16 protein-coding genes and 1 tRNA gene are annotated in these 18,501 nt (G+C 64.8%); 9 read left to right on the top strand and 8 right to left on the bottom strand.

The genetic code is table 11. The features are described 5' to 3' along the window. Window positions 1-3 precede the first annotated feature (3 nt). Complete coding sequence (locus tag AiwAL_RS13510; protein WP_235704972.1) at window positions 4-1,374, top strand: L-serine ammonia-lyase; 1,371 nt, start codon at window positions 4-6, stop codon at window positions 1,372-1,374. Window positions 1,375-1,526: 152 nt separating this feature from the next. On the opposite strand, the gene AiwAL_RS13505 is transcribed toward AiwAL_RS13510, so the two are convergent. From AiwAL_RS13505 to AiwAL_RS13485, 5 genes are read right to left on the bottom strand one after another with little or no spacing between them, the layout of a single operon-like run. After that, window positions 1,527-2,252: a glutathione S-transferase gene (locus AiwAL_RS13505; RefSeq protein ID WP_235704936.1), complete on the bottom strand. Its 726-nt coding sequence runs from the start codon at window positions 2,250-2,252 to the stop codon at window positions 1,527-1,529. 32 nt (window positions 2,253-2,284) lie between these two features. Continuing rightward, window positions 2,285-3,454, bottom strand: a complete 1,170-nt coding sequence (gene lpxB / locus AiwAL_RS13500) for a lipid-A-disaccharide synthase (RefSeq protein WP_235704937.1) — start codon at window positions 3,452-3,454, stop codon at window positions 2,285-2,287. Further along, complete coding sequence (locus AiwAL_RS13495) at window positions 3,451-4,329, bottom strand: carbon-nitrogen hydrolase family protein (protein ID WP_262312846.1); 879 nt, start codon at window positions 4,327-4,329, stop codon at window positions 3,451-3,453. Before AiwAL_RS13495 ends, lpxB begins: the two co-directional genes overlap by 4 nt. Then, window positions 4,326-4,892, bottom strand: a complete 567-nt coding sequence (locus AiwAL_RS13490; protein WP_235704973.1) for a GNAT family N-acetyltransferase — start codon at window positions 4,890-4,892, stop codon at window positions 4,326-4,328. Before AiwAL_RS13490 ends, AiwAL_RS13495 begins: the two co-directional genes overlap by 4 nt. A 44-nt stretch (window positions 4,893-4,936) precedes the next feature. Beyond that, on the bottom strand, window positions 4,937-6,703 hold the full coding sequence (locus tag AiwAL_RS13485) for a cytochrome c (RefSeq protein WP_235704939.1): 1,767 nt from the start codon (window positions 6,701-6,703) through the stop codon (window positions 4,937-4,939). Window positions 6,704-6,886: 183 nt separating this feature from the next. Here AiwAL_RS13485 and AiwAL_RS13480 point away from each other — a divergent pair. Then, window positions 6,887-6,962, top strand: a tRNA-Lys gene (locus AiwAL_RS13480). A 118-nt stretch (window positions 6,963-7,080) separates the two neighbouring features. Here the strand turns inward: AiwAL_RS13480 and AiwAL_RS13475 are convergent. Continuing rightward, window positions 7,081-7,293 (bottom strand): type II toxin-antitoxin system HicA family toxin, encoded by a 213-nt coding sequence (locus AiwAL_RS13475; RefSeq protein ID WP_235704940.1) that lies wholly within the window; start codon window positions 7,291-7,293, stop codon window positions 7,081-7,083. 108 nt (window positions 7,294-7,401) lie between these two features. After that, a complete protein-coding gene (locus AiwAL_RS13470) occupies window positions 7,402-7,839 on the bottom strand; it encodes a type ISP restriction/modification enzyme (protein ID WP_262312845.1) in 438 nt (145 codons plus the stop codon). 488 nt (window positions 7,840-8,327) lie between these two features. Here AiwAL_RS13470 and AiwAL_RS13465 point away from each other — a divergent pair, with 488 nt between their 5' ends. From AiwAL_RS13465 to AiwAL_RS13435, 7 genes are all read left to right on the top strand, one after another. Continuing rightward, a complete protein-coding gene (locus tag AiwAL_RS13465) occupies window positions 8,328-9,458 on the top strand; it encodes a transporter substrate-binding domain-containing protein (RefSeq protein WP_262312844.1) in 1,131 nt (376 codons plus the stop codon). Between the two features lie 13 nt (window positions 9,459-9,471). Then, the gene (locus tag AiwAL_RS13460) at window positions 9,472-10,062 is read left to right on the top strand and encodes an ANTAR domain-containing response regulator (RefSeq protein WP_262312843.1); all 591 of its coding nucleotides are present in this window, start codon (window positions 9,472-9,474) and stop codon (window positions 10,060-10,062) included. Window positions 10,063-10,627: 565 nt separating this feature from the next. Next, on the top strand, window positions 10,628-11,665 hold the full coding sequence (locus tag AiwAL_RS13455; protein WP_235704945.1) for an aliphatic amidase: 1,038 nt from the start codon (window positions 10,628-10,630) through the stop codon (window positions 11,663-11,665). 77 nt (window positions 11,666-11,742) lie between these two features. Continuing rightward, window positions 11,743-12,540, top strand: coding sequence for a CbbQ/NirQ/NorQ/GpvN family protein (locus AiwAL_RS13450; protein ID WP_262312842.1), 798 nt, complete (start codon window positions 11,743-11,745; stop codon window positions 12,538-12,540). Between the two features lie 4 nt (window positions 12,541-12,544). Next, the gene (locus tag AiwAL_RS13445; RefSeq protein WP_262312841.1) at window positions 12,545-14,344 is read left to right on the top strand and encodes a nitric oxide reductase activation protein NorD; all 1,800 of its coding nucleotides are present in this window, start codon (window positions 12,545-12,547) and stop codon (window positions 14,342-14,344) included. A gap of 29 nt (window positions 14,345-14,373) precedes the next feature. Further along, complete coding sequence (locus tag AiwAL_RS13440; protein WP_235704948.1) at window positions 14,374-14,901, top strand: AmiS/UreI family transporter; 528 nt, start codon at window positions 14,374-14,376, stop codon at window positions 14,899-14,901. Between the two features lie 71 nt (window positions 14,902-14,972). Then, a complete protein-coding gene (locus tag AiwAL_RS13435; RefSeq protein WP_262312840.1) occupies window positions 14,973-15,992 on the top strand; it encodes an alpha/beta fold hydrolase in 1,020 nt (339 codons plus the stop codon). A gap of 53 nt (window positions 15,993-16,045) precedes the next feature. Here AiwAL_RS13435 and AiwAL_RS13430 read toward each other — a convergent pair whose 3' ends face one another. Then, on the bottom strand, window positions 16,046-18,490 hold the full coding sequence (locus AiwAL_RS13430; protein WP_235704950.1) for an FAD-dependent oxidoreductase: 2,445 nt from the start codon (window positions 18,488-18,490) through the stop codon (window positions 16,046-16,048). Window positions 18,491-18,501: the final 11 nt, after the last annotated feature.

The following is an 18,501-nucleotide window of genomic DNA, read 5'->3' as shown; positions in this document are numbered from 1 at the left end:
ATGATGATCAGCATATTCGACCTGTTCAAGATCGGCATCGGGCCGTCCTCCTCGCATACCATCGGGCCGATGCGGGCGGCTTGGCTGTTCGCCGCGCGGCTGACCAAGGATGGCTCCGCCGACCGAGTAACCCAAATCCGTGTCGACCTGTTCGGCTCGCTGGCCTGGACCGGCAAGGGCCACGGCACCGACAAGGCGGTGATCCTCGGGCTCGCCGGCGAGGCGCCCGAAACCGTCGATCCCGATCAGGCCGACCGGATCGTCGCCGAGGTCGCGACGCAGGGGCGGTTCGCCCTCGCGGGACGGCACGACCTCGCCTTCGCGCCGGCGAGCGATATCGTCTTCGACCGGGAATCGCCGACGCCGCGCCATCCGAACACGCTGGCTTTCACCGCCTTCGACGCGGCGGGCGCGGTGCTCGCCGCCGAGCGCTGGTGCTCGGTCGGCGGCGGGTTCGTGGTGCGCGAGGATGCGCCGGCCGATCTCGGCGCGATCACCGATCCGGTGCCCTACCCCTTCGCCAATGCCGTCGATCTGCTCCGGCTCGGTGGCGACACCGGCCTGTCAATCGCGGCAATCGTGCGGGCGAACGAATTTTCCCTCCGCCCCGAGGCCGAGGTGTTGGCTCATGTCGACCGGGTCATCGAGACGATGATGGCGGGGATCGATCGCGGAATGCGCAACGACGGCGAATTGCCGGGCGGCCTCAAGGTGAAGCGCCGCGCCAAGGCGCTCCGGGTCCAGCTCGACAGCGATACCAGCCGCAACGATCTCGCGCCGCACGAAAAAATGGACTGGGTCAGCCTGTTCGCGATGGCGGTGAACGAGGAGAACGCCGCCGGCGGCCGGGTTGTCACCGCGCCGACCAACGGCGCGGCCGGGGTGATCCCGGCGGTGCTGCGCTACTACCGCGATTTCTGCCCTGATGCGACGCATGACGGGATGCGAACCTTCCTGCTCACCGCGACCGCGATCGGCGGGCTGTTCAAGACCAATGCCTCGATTTCCGGCGCCGAGGTCGGCTGCCAGGGCGAGGTTGGCGTTGCCGCCTCGATGGCGGCGGCGGGGCTCGCGGCGGCGCGGGGCGCTTCCAACGCGCAGGTCGAAAACGCGGCGGAAATCGCGATGGAGCACCATCTCGGCATGACCTGCGACCCGGTCGCCGGGCTGGTGCAGATTCCGTGCATCGAGCGCAACGCGTTCGGCGCGATCAAGGCGATCAGCGCGGCCTCGCTCGCCGCGCGCGGCGACGGTTCGCACCGTGTGTCGCTCGATCAGGTGATCGCGACGATGCGCCAGACCGGCGCCGACATGAACACGAAATACAAGGAAACCTCGCAGGGCGGGCTGGCGGCGAATTTCATCGAGTGTTGAGAGCCCGCATGGAAATTCTACTCCGGCGGCGATCCGGCGGCGTTTTGCTGCACTCCGGTGCTCACGCACCGCACGTGCGCTCCGCCCCGGTGCTCGCGAAACACCGCCGCCTCACTCACCGGAGCGAATTTCCAAACAGGCTCTGGGTGCAACTACGGGAAAGCGTGATCCAGCTCATCGTAATGGCGGAAAATCCCGTCCTGGTTGAAGGGAATCCGCCGCTCGGAGGCCAGATAGGCCACGATCCGGGGCCGCGCGCTCACCCGCTCGGCGAGTGAGGCGACCAGCCGGTATTTCGGCAGGATTTTTCCCATTGTGCGCGGGAACGCGTATTGCAGGCCGACAACGACCTGGAACAGCGAAAGATCAGCATAGGAGATCGCCGCACCGGTCAGATAATGCCGGGGATTGTCGCGATTTTCCAGAATCCGCTCGAAATAGGCGAGAAATTTCGGCGCGCGGCTGGCCAGGAAATCGGCGCTGCGCCGGGCCGCTTCGTCGCGCTGATCGTGATAATACAGGCCGCTCGCCACCGGGTGGTGGGTGTCGTGGATCTCGGCAACCAGATCCGCGATGGTGAGCTGGAGCTGATGCACCCAGAGCCGGCCGGAGGCGGTTGCCGGCGCAAGGCCGTGCTGCTCACCGAGATACAGCAGGATGTTGGCGGTCTGGCCGATCAGCAGCCGCCCGGCCTTCAGGAACGGCGGCGCGAACGAGGCGTGGGGCGTTGTCCTGCCGTCCAGCAGGCGCTGCATCGCCGCCATCCCACCGTCACCGCGCGCGACATCGTCGTAGTCGGCCCCAATTTCCTCAAGCGCCAGCCGTACGAACTCGCCGCGCCCCTGGATCGTCGGCCAATAGTATAATTCGTAGCGCATGGACGCGACATGGGGGCGCGTCCGCAGCAATGCTACGGGTCGCGTTGCTCTTTTCGATCATCGGTCAGAACCGCCAGCGCAGCACCTGCCGCCGCCTCGCTCGGGGTCGCGCCATTCGGTGCGGCGAGCAGCGCCAGTGCCTCGGCAAAGCCGGCGCGCTGCGCTGATGCGCTCGCCGGATCAGCCAATAGCGTGTTGATGGTGGCGGCGAGGGTATCCGGCGCGCAATCGCGTTGCAGCAGTTCGGGAACCAGCGCGCGCCCGGCCAGAAGATTGACCATCGCCACGTGCGGCACGGTAATCAGCCGCCGCGCCAGCGCCGCGCTGATCGGGTTGACCCGGTAGGTCACCGCCATCGGCACGCCGGCCAGCGCCAGTTCCAGAGTCGAGGTGCCGGATTTGGTCAGCGCCGCCGAAGCCCCCGCGAAAGCGTCGTAACGGGTGGCGGGATCGGTCACGATCACCGGCTTGATCGGCCAGGAATCGGCCACGGCGGAGAGTTCCGGAGCGATCGCCGGTGCGGCGGCGAGTACCGGCACCAGGTCTGGATGCGCGGGCGCGAGTCTTGCCACGGTTTCGCGGAACACCGGCATCAGCCGGCGCGTTTCGGTCAGCCGGCTGCCCGGCATCAGGATGAGCGGGCGAGCCGAAGCGTCGAGCCCGAACCGCGCGCGGAACCGCGCCGCATCGCCCGATCCGGCACCCGAGTCCAGCACCGGATGGCCGACAAATTGGGGGTTCAGCCCGTGCGGCGCGAAAAACGCTGGCTCGAACGGCAACAGGCACAGAAGCCGGTCCCACAGGCCGGGAAAATGCCTCACCCGGCCCGGCCGCCACGCCCAGACCTGGGGTGCCACGTAATGCACGCGCCTGATCCCGAGCCCGCCGATCCGGCGCAGCAGCCGGAGGGTGAAGCCGGGGCTGTCGATGGTGATGACCAGATCGGGGCGTCGCATCGTGATGTCCGCGACCGCCTGATCGAGCCGCGCCCGCAGTTTCAGCACGCGCGGCAGGATTTCTGCGAGCCCCATCACCGCCAGATCCTGCATCGGGAACAGGGTTTCGAGTCCCTGTTCCGCCATCCGCGCGCCGCCGATTCCGGCGATGTCGATACGCGGACGAAGGCGCCGCAGCGCCGCGATCAGCCGGCCACCCAGAACGTCGCCGCTCGCCTCGCCGGCGACGAGATAGACCAATCTCACCGAAGTGCTGCCACATCGGCGGGTGCGGGATTGTCCGGCCAGTCGGTGCGGTTGCGCACGGCCGGGTCGGCCCGAGTCGCGACGAGCCGGTCACGGTCGATCGTGGCAAAAACCAGATCTGGCGCGTCGAGAACGCCGCTCGCGATCACCCCGTCCGCCGGGAAACCGCGATCGATCGGGCCGAAGGCGCCGGCGAAGCCCCGGTTCTCATCGACCGTGGCGGACCAGGGCGCGGCGCCGGTGGTGGGCGCGACGGCGGTATAGCACTGGTTTTCCAGCGCGCGCGCGCGGGCGGAGTAGAGTACCCGGTTGAACCCGTGCAGCGTGTCGGTGCAGGACGGGATCAGAACCAGGTTCGCGCCGGCGAGCGCCTGCGCGCGCACCAGCCAGGGAAACTCCGAATCGTAGCAGATCGCGACGCCGATCCGCCCGAAATCGGTCTCGAACACACGAGGCGGCGCGCCGGCCGCGATGCCCCATTGCTCGCTCTCGAACCGGGTCATCACCCGCTTGTCCTGAAAGCCGATCTTTCCGTCACCGTCGATCAGCGGCGCACGGTTGCGGATGCGGCCATTGTCGTCGCGCATCGGCACCGTGCCGGCGAGAAGCAGAAGCCCAAAGCGGTGCGCGAGGGCGCGGAACCCGGCGATCAGCGCATCCGCCCGGCCGACCACGGCTTCGAGTTCGGCGGCGATATCGGGCTCGGCGACGAACCCGCCGGCCAGGGCCATGCTGGTATATTCCGGCAGGACCAGAAGATCGGCGCCGCCCGCCTTGGCCTCGGCCAGCAGCGCCTCGATCCCGGCGAGGAAATCATCAAGGCCGCGCGGCCGGCCGATCCGATAGGGCGCCAGCGCCAGGCGCAAGGCGGTCAAGATGGGGTCTCCCGCAGCCGCTTCATCCAGACCTGGAGCGCGTTTTCGGCCTCGCGATCCTGGCCGATTTCCCGCCAGCGCATCCGGCAGATCAGGCCGGGTCGCGGCGCAAAACCGCGTTTGCCCCAGAACGCGTCGAGCGGCACCGCTCCCGCCGGCCGGCGCGGATCGGCCGGATCGCGGATCACCCCGCAGAACGCAGCGAAACCGGCGTCGGACACCGCCATCGCATGGGCCTCGCGCGCCGCGAAAAACGCGACCCCGGCGCCATGCCCGCGCCAGGCCGGCAGCAGCACCGATTCGCCGAAATAGAACACCGAGCCGGGATCGATCCCGGCATTCCTGAACGGCGCCTGCATCGCCTCGGTTTCATCCACGAGCGGCAGGCAGGTCGAGGCGCCGACGATCGCATCGCCGTCCCGCGCCACGATGATCGCCGCCCGCGCACTCGCCGCATAGGTCGCGACATAGTTGCGCTCATAGGCCGCGTCGCCGGCGTAAAGATACGGCCAGTCGCGGAATACCGCGATGCGCAGCGCCACCAGCGTGTCGAGATGCGGCAGAATGGCGCCGCCGCGCAGCGTCTCGATCCGCAGGGGCGTGGCGCTCAACTGCCCTGCTTCGCGCCGGCCTGGGTCTGCGCGAGCATCGACCGGGCGCTTTGCATGAAGCGCGCGAGTGCGGCCTTCTTCGCGGCGAGCGACATGCCGGATTGCTCGGCGACCACCGGGCAATAGGCGGTGAGCAGATAGTTCGACGCCTGGTTGTCGGAAATCGCCGGATCGGTCTTGCGCAGCGCCGCCACCAGCATGCGTGCCCGGTTCGGCAAGGTGGCCGGGGTCGCGCCGCGCATGATCTGCATCCAGCCGGAGCCGGGGCCGATCAGCGTATCGGTCAGCAGCGGGCATTGCAGGCGGCGCGCGGCGGCCGAGGCGACCGGCGGCGGGTCGAGGAAATCCGCATCCGCGACGGCGACATCATGCGGCGGCGCGGTCGCGCGCAGGGCCAGAACCTTGGCCGCGGTGGCGTCCGCGGCACCCGGATTGCTCCAGGCGGTGCGCACGTAGTTGGTCACGGCGGCGATCCGGTGGTCGTCCAATATCGAACCGAAGGCGGGCATCGCCGGGCCATTGGCGTGCCAGGGCGGCAGCCCCGCGAGAACCGCGCTGATCACGTCGTCCGGCGGTCCGCCCCAGGCGGCCTGATTGCCCTTGAGGTTCGGGAACACGCCCATGACGCCTTCGCCGCCCGGCTGATGGCAGGCGGCGCAATTCCGGGCATAGAGAGCGGCACCCTGCGCGATCGTCGCGTTCTTGGCCGATGCCTTGAACGCCGTGCGGCGCGGCGGGGTCGCGGTCTGCAGATAGGCGGCGAGATCCTCGATATCGGATTTCGGCAACTGGCTCAGGCTGTAATCCACCACCGCCTTCATCGGGCCGAACGCCGAACCCCGGCGCATATTGCCGCTATTGTGCAGATAGGCGACCAGATCGGCGCGATTCCAGCCGCCGATGCCATAGCGCTTCGACGAGGAAATGTTCGGCGCGAACCAGCTTTCGCCGACGATCTGCCCGCCCGCGAGCGTCTCGTCCGACTTGACCGCGAACAGCAGGTTGCGCGGCGAATGGCACTCGGTGCAATGCGCCAGCGCCTGGGCGATATAGGCACCATTGCGCACCGCCGGGCTCCAGCCCTTCGCGTAGTGCACCGGATGCGCGCGGAAGAACAGGATGCGCCAGCCGAGCAGCATGGCCCGGATGTTGAACGGGAACATCAGCTTGTTGGGAACGTGCGGCGCGTCGATCGCCGGGATGGCGTCGAGATACGCCTTGATCGCCAGCACATCCGGCTTCGAGAGCTTGGAATAGGACGTGTAGGGCATCGCCGGGTATAGGAATTTCGGGAACACCAGCAGCGAATGGCCGGGGGCCGTGCCGTAATGCAGCGCGTTCCAGAACTGCTTGCCGGTCCATTTGCCGATGCCGGTGGCTTTGTCCGGCGTGATGTTCGGCGAATACAGGGTGCCGAATGGGGTTACCACCGAAAGCCCGCCGGTGAAGGATTTGGCGCCCGGCGCGGTGTGGCAGGGCATGCAGTCCGCCGCCGTGGCGAGATATTCGCCGCGCTGAACCACCGCCGCCTGTTGCGGGCTCATCCCCTTGATGTCGGGCTTGGGCATCATCGGATAGGCGCCCGGCGAGGCTGCGATCGGCGCCGGCAGATAGGCCGATGACGCATCTCCGAACGCGAAATTGGCCCCGATCACCACCCCGAACAGGGAAACGAGTGCCGCCGCACCCCAGATCGGTCGCTTCAGCTTCGACAGCCTCGATCCAGCGTGGTTCGGCGCGGGCGGCGGGGAGTTCGACATCATCGACCTTCGGGCAAACGGTGAACGCGGCGCAATCGCGCCGTTGCAAAGGCTTAATTCGCCAATTTTGCCGCTTGATCAAGAGGCACGCCGCCGGCCAACGGCAACGCGGCTCTTCACAGGGGCGGATGATCTTGCTAGACGCGCTTCGGCGATCCGGTCGCCTGACCGCATCGCATCGGGAATGGGCGCATAGCTCAGTTGGTAGAGCAGCTGACTCTTAATCAGCGGGTCCAAGGTTCGAATCCTTGTGCGCCCACCATTCCAAATCAATGACTTAGCGTCCGGTTTCTTGTCGATCCGGCAGGCGATTCCAGTAGTGGGGTATCACTGGGGCATCGGCGGCGGGCGGTCAGCCTGATCCGCCGGGCGACATCGCGTTACAGGTCGCGCGGCTGCAAGCCGGTATGCTTCGCGATCCGCGCCATCATACGCTGGCCGATCTCATCGCCGTCAGGGAAAGCGAACACGTAATCGGGCCAGCCGGCGCGACTCAGCATGACGTGCGATCCGGTCGTGCGCTCGATCCGCCAGCCGATCCGTTCAAGGGCCGCCAGAACGCGCCGCGCCTTGGCCGCCGGCCATGCGCTCACGCGGCGGCGAAGAGCGGGGTGGCTTCTGCCGGCAGGGGTTCGCCGTGTTCGATCCGCTCGGCGAGGACGCGCAGCGCCAGCGCCTTGGCACGCCCTATGCGCGCGGGGCTAATCGGCCGCGATCGGCTGGTGGATGGCGAGCGGAACATGCGCGGCGGCGCAGGCGCGGAAGCTGTCATCGAGTTCGGGGCCGAGCAGCAGGATGGCGGCGAGGTGGCGGGCGGTTTCCATCACAGGGCGCACTTCATCGGGCGTGAGCGCACGGCCGATGATTCTGCGCTCGCGATAGGAGAGCCATTTCTTGATCACCTGATCGCCGCCGATATGGGTTTCCCAGACGCGTTCGAGGATGTTGGCCCAGTAGGTCGAGGAGTTGAGATGGATATCGCGTGTCGCCTCGCCGAGCAGGGCAGCCTGTGTCGCGGTTGCCGCTTCGGTCCCGGCATAAAGGCGGGATTTGACGCTGCCCTTGCCCGGCATGGTGACGCCCTTGTCGGTCCGGTTGCCCCAGCCGGCGGTGAGCGCGAAATCCTGCCCTTGCGGCACCGCGATGGCGGCGAGTTCCGGGCGGATTTTCCCTGTGTCACCCCTTCCACCGGCCTATCCGGGTCGAGCAGAGCGGCGATTTGCGCGCCGAGTGCGGCGGAACGGTGGAAGGGGTGACACAGGGAAAATCCGCCCGGAACTCGCCGCGTTTTCGGTGAGATAACCAGGAGAATACATCGTCGCGAGCGCGTGCAGCAGTACCATCCGCGCGGTTCAGCCAGCACATGTTTTGAGCCCTTGAATTCACGGAGAAAAATTCATGATTGGGAATAACGTTGTCTTGACGGGAAAGGCTGTTACAATCCGGCGGCGCCGCCGATATGATGATGCCCGGAAACCGGGTGCAGGCATGGCGGCGCGGCCAAAGAAAATATCGCGCCATCGCGGCTGGCGGGCTCTTTGCGGAACCGCCATCCGCAGACAGGATTCGCTTCGGCCGATCAATTCGGAACGACCGGCCGCCGCGATGCTCCTGACATGGGGGGACTATGTCGAAGTCCAGGAACGAGACCAAAACCGACGCTCCTTGGCGAGTGGGAGGTCTGTTCTCCCGAACCGGGGTCATGGCCGTGATCGAGGAAACGCAGCGCCGCGGCACGTTGCTGGCGATCGAGGAAGTGAACGAGCGAGGCGGCGTGAACGGCCGCGAGATCGTTCCAGTTTTCTATGATCCCGCGTCCGAGCTGTCCTCCTTTGGCCGTTATGCCAAGCAATTGTTGATCGCCGACGACGTGACAATGATCTTCGGGTGCTACACATCGAGCAGCCGCAAGGCGGTCTTGCCCGTCGTGGAACGGCTCAACGGCTTGTTATGGTACCCGACCTTGTACGAAGGGTTCGAATTTTCGCCCAATGTGATTTATACTGGCGCGGCGCCCAATCAGAATAGCGTTGCACTCTGCCAACATCTTATAAAATCCTATGGCCGCCGTTTTTATTTCATCGGCTCGGATTATATCTACCCACATGAGTCCAACCGAATCATGCGCGAGGCGATTCAGAAGCACGGCGGCGATGTAGTTGGAGAAACCTATCTGAGCCTGCACGCACGCCGGCGCGATTTCCTGCCGGTCATGCGCGAGATTCGCGAATTGCAGCCGGACGCCATTTTCTCGACCGTGGTCGGCGATGCCACGATCTATCTGTATCAGAGTTTTGCGGACGCGAATTTGAATCCGAAGACGACGCCGATCGCCAGCCTGACCACCACGGAGACTGAAATTCGCGCGATGGGTTTCGATGTCGGTGAGCATCACATTACCGCCGCACCGTATTTTCAGAATCTCGAAAGCGATTCGAACAGAATTTTCGTAAATAGCTACAAGAAGAAATACGGCGACGACGAACCGACGAACATGTGCGCCGAAGCCGCCTATTTTCAAATGCATATCTTCGCCAAGGCCCTGGAAGCGACGAATTCCATGGACCCGGACATCCTGCGGCCGATGGTCCTCGGCTCGAACTTCGACGCGCCACAAGGCAGGATCAGCATCAATCCGCTGAGTAACCACACGGATCTGTGGACCAGGATCGGACGGGCGAACCGCCTTGGACAATTCGACCTGGTCCATCAATCCTTCGCCCCGGTCCAGGCCGACCCGTTTCTGACGGCCTATTAGGAAAACCAGACCAATGACGACGGTACCGGCCGCGCTGCCTCCTGAAATGACCGATATCGACATCGTGGTTGCGACGGAGCGGGATGGTTCCGGCGAAGCGCTGATCCGGGACCTGCAGCGCACGCGCAACCGGATCAGGCATATCTGGCCGATACCCGAGATGCTGCCTGCCGATACGGATGTGATCTTCTGCGACCTTGTGCCCAGCCTCGCGGCGCGGCTGCCATGGCTGCCGGGAGCGCCGAAAGCTGCTCTCGTCGCATTGATCTCCCCCGGCATGCGAATCGACCTTGACCTGTTGCGCAAGACGGCGCCGGAAGCGATCCTGCACCGGCCTTTTTCCTCCCCGGCGATTCTGTCCTGCCTGTTGCTGGCACGCAGCCGCTTCACCTATGAGCGGCGGTTGCGCGGACGGCTTGAAAAGCTCGACGGGACACTGCGTGCGATGCGCAGCATCGAGCGCGCGAAAACCATTCTGATGAAGGCGCGCAATATTGGTGAAGACGAAGCCTACGGCTATCTGCGTGCCCAGGCGATGCGACAAAGACTCTCCGTCAGCGCGGTTGCGACAAAGATCGTTGACATCGGGGAACCCGCGGGTTAAATCTTCCCCCGAAGCGCTTTGTCGCTGGCGACAACAGGGTCGCCGAAAATTGAAATCAGGGCAATGTTGCCCCCCCATGACGGCCGTTACGGTCGCTGTGGGGGGTTTTTCGTTTTGGCCATGCGGAGAAAACATGAACTTCGATAAACGGTTCTCTTGGAACAGAGCGCAGGGTTTGAGGGCCGCGATGGCGGCGGATTTTTCGGATTTCCGTAGGAAATCCAGGAAACCGTTCCATTTCGGCGGACAATGTTTCGTCGATTGGTTCTTTTAGAGACTATCCAGGCGCCGCCGCGCGGGGGTGCCTTTAGGCCGGTAAGGCTGTTGCGGTGATCCGGGATGGTGATGTGTCGCATGATCGGAAAAATTCCGGTCTGCGGCAAAGGGAAATCTTTTGCCGATGCGCGGGCGATCGCGTTTCGAGACGGATTTTCAATGTCCCGATCCCATATGCCGGCAGTGCCTCAAAACCCGCGAACCAACGAAGATTGGCCCGTCGGAACTGACGATGCGGTCTGGTCGCCCGAAACGGGCATGAACGTAGATTTTGGGAAGGAGACTAACAATGTTTCATGGCGATATCTCGAGCAGCAAGGACACGGTCGGCGTTGCTGTCGTGAACTACAAAATGCCGCGCCTGCACACCCGAGCGGAGGTGCTGGCCAACGCGCGCAAAATCGCGGACATGGTGAAGGGCATGAAAATCGGCCTGCCCGGCATGGACCTGGTCGTGTTTCCTGAATACAGCACGCACGGAATCATGTATGATTCGAAGGAGATGTATGAAACGGCTTCGGCCGTGCCGGGCGAAGAAACCGAGATTTTTGCCGAGGCGTGCCGCAGCGCCAAGGTGTGGGGCGTGTTCTCGCTGACCGGCGAGCAGCATGAGGAGCATCCGCACAAGGCGCCCTACAACACGCTCATCCTGATGAACGACAAGGGTGAAATCGTTCAGAAATATCGCAAGATCATGCCGTGGGTGCCGATCGAAGGATGGTATCCCGGCAACTGCACCTATGTGTCGGAAGGACCCAAGGGGCTCAAGATCAGCCTGATCATCTGCGATGACGGCAATTATCCCGAGATCTGGCGCGACTGCGCGATGAAGGGTGCCGAACTCATCGTGCGCTGCCAGGGCTACATGTATCCGGCGAAGGACCAGCAGGTGCTGATGGCGAAGGCGATGGCCTGGGCCAACAACGTCTATGTCGCAGTCGCGAATGCCGCTGGATTCGACGGTGTGTATTCTTATTTCGGCCATTCCGCCATCATCGGTTTCGATGGCCGCACCCTGGGCGAATGCGGCGAGGAGGAAAACGGCATTCAGTATGGCGTACTTTCCAAATCCCTGATCCGGGATGCGCGCCGGACCATGCAGTCCGAGAATCATCTCTTCAAGCTTCTGCATCGCGGCTACACCGGCAAGATCAATTCCCGCGAAGATCCGCGTGGCGTCGCCCAGATTCCCTACGATTTCTATCAGAAATGGGTTACTGATCCGGACGCAACGCGCGAGATGGTGGAAGCGATAACCCGGCCTACCGTGGGCACCGACGAATGTCCGCTCGATGGAATCCCGAACGAGATGGCGGCGCATCGCTGACGCACCCGCCGGGCGGGCCGTACGCGCGGCCCGCCCCACTGGCCCGATCCTGGTTCTCCCGTGGGATATTCGCCGAGATGATTCTGTCTGACCACTATATTGCCGACGAGCCGTATTATCGCCCGGTCGGCGATGAAATTACCCTGTTCGAAGCGGCCTATGCGATGCGCCTGCCGGTCATGCTGAAAGGCCCGACCGGGTGCGGCAAGACGCGATTCATCGAGCACATGGCCTGGAAGTTGAACAAGCCGATCGTGACGGTCGCCTGCCACGAGGATATGACCGCCTCCGATCTCGTCGGCCGGTTTCTGCTCGATGCCAACGGCACGGTCTGGCATGACGGACCGCTCTGCCTCGCGGTGCGCCATGGCGCGATCTGCTATCTCGACGAAATCGTCGAAGCGCGGCAGGACACGACCGTGGTGATCCATCCGCTGACCGACGAACGGCGGATCCTGCCGCTCGAGAAAAAAGGCGAGCTGGTGCGCGCGCATGCCGGCTTTCATCTCGTGATTTCCTACAATCCGGGCTATCAGAGCATTCTCAAGGATTTGAAGGAATCGACCAAGCAGCGCTTCTGCGCGATCGAGTTCGGCTATCCCGAAGCCGAGGTCGAAGCCGAGATTGTCGCGCACGAGGCCGGGATCGGCCCCGACGCGGCAGCACTCCTGGTTACGATCGGCGAGCGCTCGCGCAATCTGCGCGGTCACGGCCTCGCCGAGGGCGCGTCCACAAGGATGCTGATCCATGCTGGACAATTGCTGAAGCATGGAATTCAGCTCGAAGCCGCCTGCCGTATCGCCCTGATCCTGCCGATCACCGACGATACCGATCTGCGCGGCGCGCTCTGCGCCGCGGTCGCGGCCTGCGTCTGAGCGGATGCACGCACTCCGCAACACCCGCTTGCCGGAAGACGGCGCCGCCCCGGCGGCGAATCCCGCGCACGGCGGCATCGGAAGATGGGAGGTCTCCAGTTTCGCGCGGTTCGGCGGCGGCGACAGATTCGATACATTGGAGCGGCAGCTTGCCTATTTCGGAACCGCGCTCTGGGGCCTGGCACCACTGCTGCGCGTCGCTGCCGCCGATCCCGATGGCGGGCAGCGCCGCACCAGTTTCTCGGGGCCTACCATCCTCGCACCCGCGACATTCCGGGGGTATTCGGGCGCGCAGGGAAGACATCTCTATCTCGCGGCACTCGCGCATGTGCAAGCGCATCTCCACCATGGCGGAAGACGCTTTCCGGCTGGTAGCCTCAAGCCGATGCAGATCGCGCTGATCTCGCTGATCGAGGATGCGCGGGTCGAGCATCTCGCGATGCGCGGCCTGCCCGGACTCGGGCATTACTGGCAGCCCTATCACGTGGCGGAACCAACCGCGTCGCCGACCGCCGCGTCGCTGATGGCGCGGCTGGCGCGTGCCTTGATCGCGCCGGATCACGCCGACCCGGACGGCTGGATCGCGAAAGCCCGGCGCCTGTTTTTCGAGGCCGAGCCGGAGTGGCACGATCCCGCGATCAGCCGGCGGATCGGCGGCCTGCTCGGCAACGATCTTGGCCAGATGCGGCTGCAATTCGATGGGCTTCGCCACGTCGTCGAGCCGGTTTATCGGGATGACAACAAGGGATTATGGCATTTCGAACGCACCGGCGATGAAGCCGCAGACGACGACGCCCTGCCGCTGCCGGCACGGCTGGAACCGGATGACGGCAAGCCGCCTCAGTCCGGGTCTCCGCCAGATGACGCCGACAAGGTTCGCCTGACACCGATCGATCCGGAGGCCGGAATTCCGATCGCGCGCTATCCGGAATGGGATCATCTGATCGGCGCCGCACGGCTCGACTGGACGACTCTGGTCGAGTACCAGCCGGCCCTCGGCGATGCCGGGCCGCTCGCCCTCCTGCTGCATCGGCATCACGCGCTGCTGGAGCGCATGGTCGGAGTCATCCAGCCGGCGCGCATCAGCCGATCGACCCGGTTGCGCCGCCAGCCCGACGGCGAGGAATTCGATCTCGATGCAGCACTCACGGCCACCATCGATCAGCGGACCGGGCTAACGCCGGACCCCAGGATCTATACAAGATTCGAGCGGAGGATGCGCGATCTTTCCGTGCTGCTCCTGCTCGACGGTTCCCGCTCGACCAACGACCGAAGCCCGGTGAGCGGTCAGCGGGTTCTCGACCTCGAGATCGAGGCGGCGGCGCTGCTGGCGCGGGCACTGGAGCGCAGCGGCGATCTGTTCGCGATCCGCGCCTTCTGCTCGAACAAGCGCGACGACGTCCGCTATTACCGGATCAAGGATTTTGCCGAACCGCATGGCGCATTGGCGGAGCAACGCCTCGCCGGCCTCGCCGGTGAATATTCGACCCGGATCGGCGCCGCCCTGCGCCATGCCGGCGCCGAACTCGCCCTGAGGCAATCCTACCGGAAACTGCTTCTCGTCATCACCGATGGCGAACCCTCCGACATCGACATCGCCGATCGCAAATACCTGGTGGAAGATGCGCGCCACGCGGCGCACGCGCTCGCGCGCGACGGCATCGACGTTTTCTGCATCGGGCTCGATGGCGAGGGCGAGAACTATCTTCATCGCATGTTCGGCGCGCGCCGGGTTCTGCATGTCGACCGGATCGAAAAACTGCCTGAATGCGCAGCCGCTCTCTATGTCCGTCTGACGACGTAACTGAATGCAAAAACTAACGGGAGGATAACATGCTACTCGGTTTGGTATTGTTTTGGGTCGGCGCGGTTCTGTGCCTGAATGGCCTGTGGCTGCTCGGCAGGATCGGGGATCGCGAGATCCCGATCATCAATACGTTTGTCGGTCTGCTGACGCTCGCCGTCGCCTTGTATTCGGCTTTCGGTCCGGGGGCCGATCCGGCAACGGTGAAATCTGCAGCTCTCATCTGCCTGTTCAGCTTTACCTATATCTGGGTCGCGTGGAATCGCTGGAACAACTCCGACGGACGCGGACTCGGATGGTTCTGCCTTTTCGTCGCGATCACCACCGTGCCGGTCTTCATCCAGGGTTTTGTCCAGGCCGCGACAATCTGGGATTACTGGCTTTCGCTATGCTGGCTTTCGTGGTGCGTGCTCTGGTTTCTGTTCTTCCTGAACCTGGCGCTCGGACGGAGTAGTCTTGCAAAACCTACAGGAGTGATCTGCGTGCTTCAGGGAATCTATACCTGCTGGGTTCCGGGCTATCTTCTGCTGACCGGCGCCATGCCCGGCGCGCATTGACCAGAATCCGGCGGGCAGGCACGGCAGATTTCCGTTCGTGCCGTCCGCGTTGATGAACGGGAGAACTCACCATGTCCGTGGATTACGAGATTTTCGAACTCGGCGATTTCCGGCTGCAGGGCGGCGCCACGCTTCGGGGATGCCGGCTCGCCTACAAGACCTTCGGCACGCTGAATGCCGCGAAGGACAATGCGATCGTCTACCCGACCTGGTATTCCGCCCAGCACGACGCCAATGAGTGGCTGATCGGCGCGGGCCGCGCGCTCGATCCGGCGCGCCAGTTCATCGTCATTCCCAACATGCTGGGGAATGGACTGTCCTCGTCGCCGAGCAACATGCCCGAGCCGTATGACGGGCCGCGCTTTCCGCAAGTGACCGCCTACGACAATGTGAGCGCGCAGCACAGGCTGGTGGCGGAGCGATTCGGCATCGAGCGCATCCGTCTGGTCACGGGCTGGTCGATGGGCGCGCTGCAGACCTTCCATTGGGGCGCGATGTACCCCGACATGGTGGAGCGCATCGCGCCGTTCTGCGGCTCGGCGAAATGCTCCCGCCATAATTTCGTCTTTCTCGAAGGCGTCAAGGCCGCCCTGACGGCGGATGCGGCATTCGCCGATGGCTGGTACACGGCAAAGCCGGCCAAGGGATTGCGGGCGATGGCGCGCGTTTATGCCGGATGGGGGTTTTCACAGGCCTTCTATCGCGAAGAACTCGATCTCAAGGCGCTGGGCTACTCGTCGCTGGAGGATTTCCTGATCGCGTTCTGGGAAGGATTCTTCCTGCCGAAGGATGCGAATAATCTTCTGGCAATGCTGTGGACATGGCAGCACGGCGACATCAGCGCGAACGAGATCTACCACGGCGATTTTCGCAAGGCGCTCGGTTCGATCAAGGCAAAAGCCTATGTCATGCCGGGCCAGACAGATCTCTATTTCCCACCGGAGGACAGCCAGTTCGAGGTGGCGCACATGCCGAACGCGACCTACGTGCCGGTGCCGTCAATCTGGGGGCATTTTGCCGGCGGGCCGGGCACCAACCCGAAAGATGTCGAGTTCATCGACGGGAAGCTGAAGGAGCTGCTGAAAAGCTAACCGGCTGATCAACTCCGTGCGTGATGCCGCCGACGTCCGCCGGGCTTACGGCATCACGCTTTCACTCGCGCCATCGCGGGGTCGTAGAGCGGCGCGAGATGCAGGCGGCAGGGCACCTGTTGCGTCGCGATGTCCAGCGCATAGGTTCCGTTGTGCAGGACTCGGTCGGTCACGCCATCATGATGGCGGACATAGCCATAGCCGATCGGCACGCCGACAGTGTGGCCGAACCCGCCGCTCGACAGCCAGCCGACCGGCTCGCCATCGCGATAGATCGTCTCCCGCCCGATCAGCACGATCGACGGATCGTCCACGGTGAAGCCGCACAGCCGCTTGCGGAGCACACCGGCGCGCTGCGCGCGGATCGCCGCGTCGCCGAGGAAGGCGACGCAAGTGCGGTCCTTCACCGCCCAGCCGAGCCCGGCTTCGAGCGGCGTGTGATCCGGGCCGATATCCGCGCCCCAAGCGCGATAGAATTTTTCCAGCCGCAGCGATTCGATCGTCCGATAGCCGGCGTTGACGATGCCGAACCGCGCGCCGGCCGCCATGAGCGCCTCGTAGACCGTCACGGCGAATTCCGTGGGGACGTGCATCTCCCAGCCCAGCTCGCCGACATAGGTGACGCGCATGGCGCGCACCGGAGCGCCGGCGACATGAAGGACGCGCGCGGCGCCGAACCGAAACGCGTCATTCGACACGTCATCGCGCGTTATAGCCGACAGCACGTCCCGCGCGCGCGGCCCCATCAGGCTGAGCGTCGTGAAGCCGGAGGTCACGTCGTGCAGCGTCGCGTCGGCGCCGGACGGGATGTGCCGGGCGATCCAGTCGAAATCGCGGGTCGCGAAGCCGGTGCCGGTGACGATGTAGAACCGCTCCGGTCCCAGCCGCGCGACGGTGAGGTCGCACTCGATGCCGCCGTGTGCGTTCAGCATCTGGGTATAGACGAGCCGGCCCGGCGGGATACGCACATCGTTGGCGCAAATATATGACAAGGCAGCTTCGGCGTCCCGCCCGGTCATCTCGAATTTCGCGAAGGAGGACTGGTCGAACAGCGCGACTGCCTCCCGCGTCGCGCGATGCTCGCTGGCGACCGCGGAAAACCAATTGGGCCGGCCGAAGCTCGGTACGTCCTCGGGCGGTTCGCCGGCAATGGCGAACCAGTTCGGCCGCTCCCAGCCGAGCTTCTCGCCGAAGCACGCGCCGGCGTCGCGCAAAATCGGGTAGAGTGGCGAGCGGCGCAGCTTGCGGGCGCAGTGATACTCCTCATGGGGCCAGGCGATCGCGTAATGCCGCGCATAGGCCTCCAGGGTGCGGGCGCGGACCCAGCCGACATCGCGATGCGGGCGGCCGAACCGGCGGATATCGACCGGCCAGAGATCATAGGGCGGCTCGCCGCCGGCGACCCATTCGGCGAGCGCCTTGCCCGCCCCGCCGCCGGCCGCGATGCCGAATGCGTTGAACCCGGCGCCGACGAACAGCCCGGCGAGTTCGGGTGCCGCGCCGAGAATGAAATTCCCGTCGGGGGTAAAGCTCTCCGGTCCGTTCAGCAGCGTTTTCACCCCGGCGGTTTCCAGCGCGGGCACCCGCCCGATCGCCAGTTCCATGATCGGCTGAAAATGGTCCCAATCGGAATTCAGCAGTTGAAAATTGAAGCCTTCGGGAATCCCGTCGACCGCCCAGGGAATCGGGTTCGGCTCGTAGCCGCCCATCACCAGGCCACCGACCTCCTCCTTGTAATAGGTGAGCCGGTCGGGGTCGCGCAGCGTCGGCAGGGTCGGGGCGACGCCGGCGATCTGCTCGGTCACGATGTATTGATGCTGGACCGAAACCAGCGGCACCGAGACGTCGATCGTTTCGCACAGATCGCGCGTCCATTGACCGGCGCAGACGATGACGGTCTCGCAGGCGATGCGCCCCTGCGCGGTTCGCACCGCGACGGCGCGGCCCTGGACGACATCGATCCCGGTGGCTTCGGTATTCTCGATGATGCGCGCTCCCGCCATCCGCGCGCCTTTGGCGAGCGACTGGGTGATGTCCGATGGGTTGGCCTGACCGTCGCTCGGCAGAAAGGCGGCACCGATCACGTCGGTAACATCCATCAGCGGCCAGAGCGCTTTGGCTTCGGCGGGGTCGAGGAGGTGCATCGGGAGCCCAAAGGAGCGCGCGGTGGTCGCCTGGCGCTTCAGTTCGGTCCAGCGCGCCTCGGTGCAGGCGAGGCGCAGGCCGCCATTCTGCTTCCAGCCGGTGGCAAGCCCGGTTTCCGCTTCGAGCCCGGCATAGAGCGCCACGGATTGGCCAAGGAGCTGAGTGATATTGGCGTTGCTGCGCAACTGGCCGACCAGCCCGGCGGCGTGGAAGGTGCTGCCCGAGGTGAGCTTGTGGCGTTCCAGCAGGACGGTATCCCGCCAGCCGAGCCGCGCCAGATGATAGGCCGTCGAGGTGCCGACGATGCCGCCGCCGATGATGACCGCGCGCGCCGTCGTGGGGAATTCGCTCATTGCCGTCCGGG

Source organism: Acidiphilium sp. AL (genome assembly GCF_025499445.1).
In the GTDB taxonomy this organism is placed as follows: Bacteria; Pseudomonadota; Alphaproteobacteria; order Acetobacterales; family Acetobacteraceae; genus Acidiphilium; species Acidiphilium iwatense.
Note: the sequence above shows the minus strand (reverse complement) of the source record. Positions and strands in the feature narration are given on the sequence as shown.

Bases quoted from the DNA above. Each gene is read 5' to 3' on its own strand.
- AiwAL_RS13510 (WP_235704972.1), top strand. From the start codon at position 4: ATGATCAGCATATTCGACCTGTTCAAGATCGGCATCGGGCCGTCCTCC.
- AiwAL_RS13505 (WP_235704936.1), bottom strand. From the start codon at position 2,252: ATGCGCTACGAATTATACTATTGGCCGACGATCCAGGGGCGCGGCGAG.
- AiwAL_RS13485 (WP_235704939.1), bottom strand. From the start codon at position 6,703: ATGATGTCGAACTCCCCGCCGCCCGCGCCGAACCACGCTGGATCGAGG.
- AiwAL_RS13465 (WP_262312844.1), top strand. From the start codon at position 8,328: ATGTCGAAGTCCAGGAACGAGACCAAAACCGACGCTCCTTGGCGAGTG.
- AiwAL_RS13460 (WP_262312843.1), top strand. From the start codon at position 9,472: ATGACGACGGTACCGGCCGCGCTGCCTCCTGAAATGACCGATATCGAC.
- AiwAL_RS13455 (WP_235704945.1), top strand. From the start codon at position 10,628: ATGTTTCATGGCGATATCTCGAGCAGCAAGGACACGGTCGGCGTTGCT.
- AiwAL_RS13450 (WP_262312842.1), top strand. From the start codon at position 11,743: ATGATTCTGTCTGACCACTATATTGCCGACGAGCCGTATTATCGCCCG.
- AiwAL_RS13445 (WP_262312841.1), top strand. From the start codon at position 12,545: ATGCACGCACTCCGCAACACCCGCTTGCCGGAAGACGGCGCCGCCCCG.
- AiwAL_RS13440 (WP_235704948.1), top strand. From the start codon at position 14,374: ATGCTACTCGGTTTGGTATTGTTTTGGGTCGGCGCGGTTCTGTGCCTG.
- AiwAL_RS13435 (WP_262312840.1), top strand. From the start codon at position 14,973: ATGTCCGTGGATTACGAGATTTTCGAACTCGGCGATTTCCGGCTGCAG.
- AiwAL_RS13430 (WP_235704950.1), bottom strand. From the start codon at position 18,490: ATGAGCGAATTCCCCACGACGGCGCGCGCGGTCATCATCGGCGGCGGC.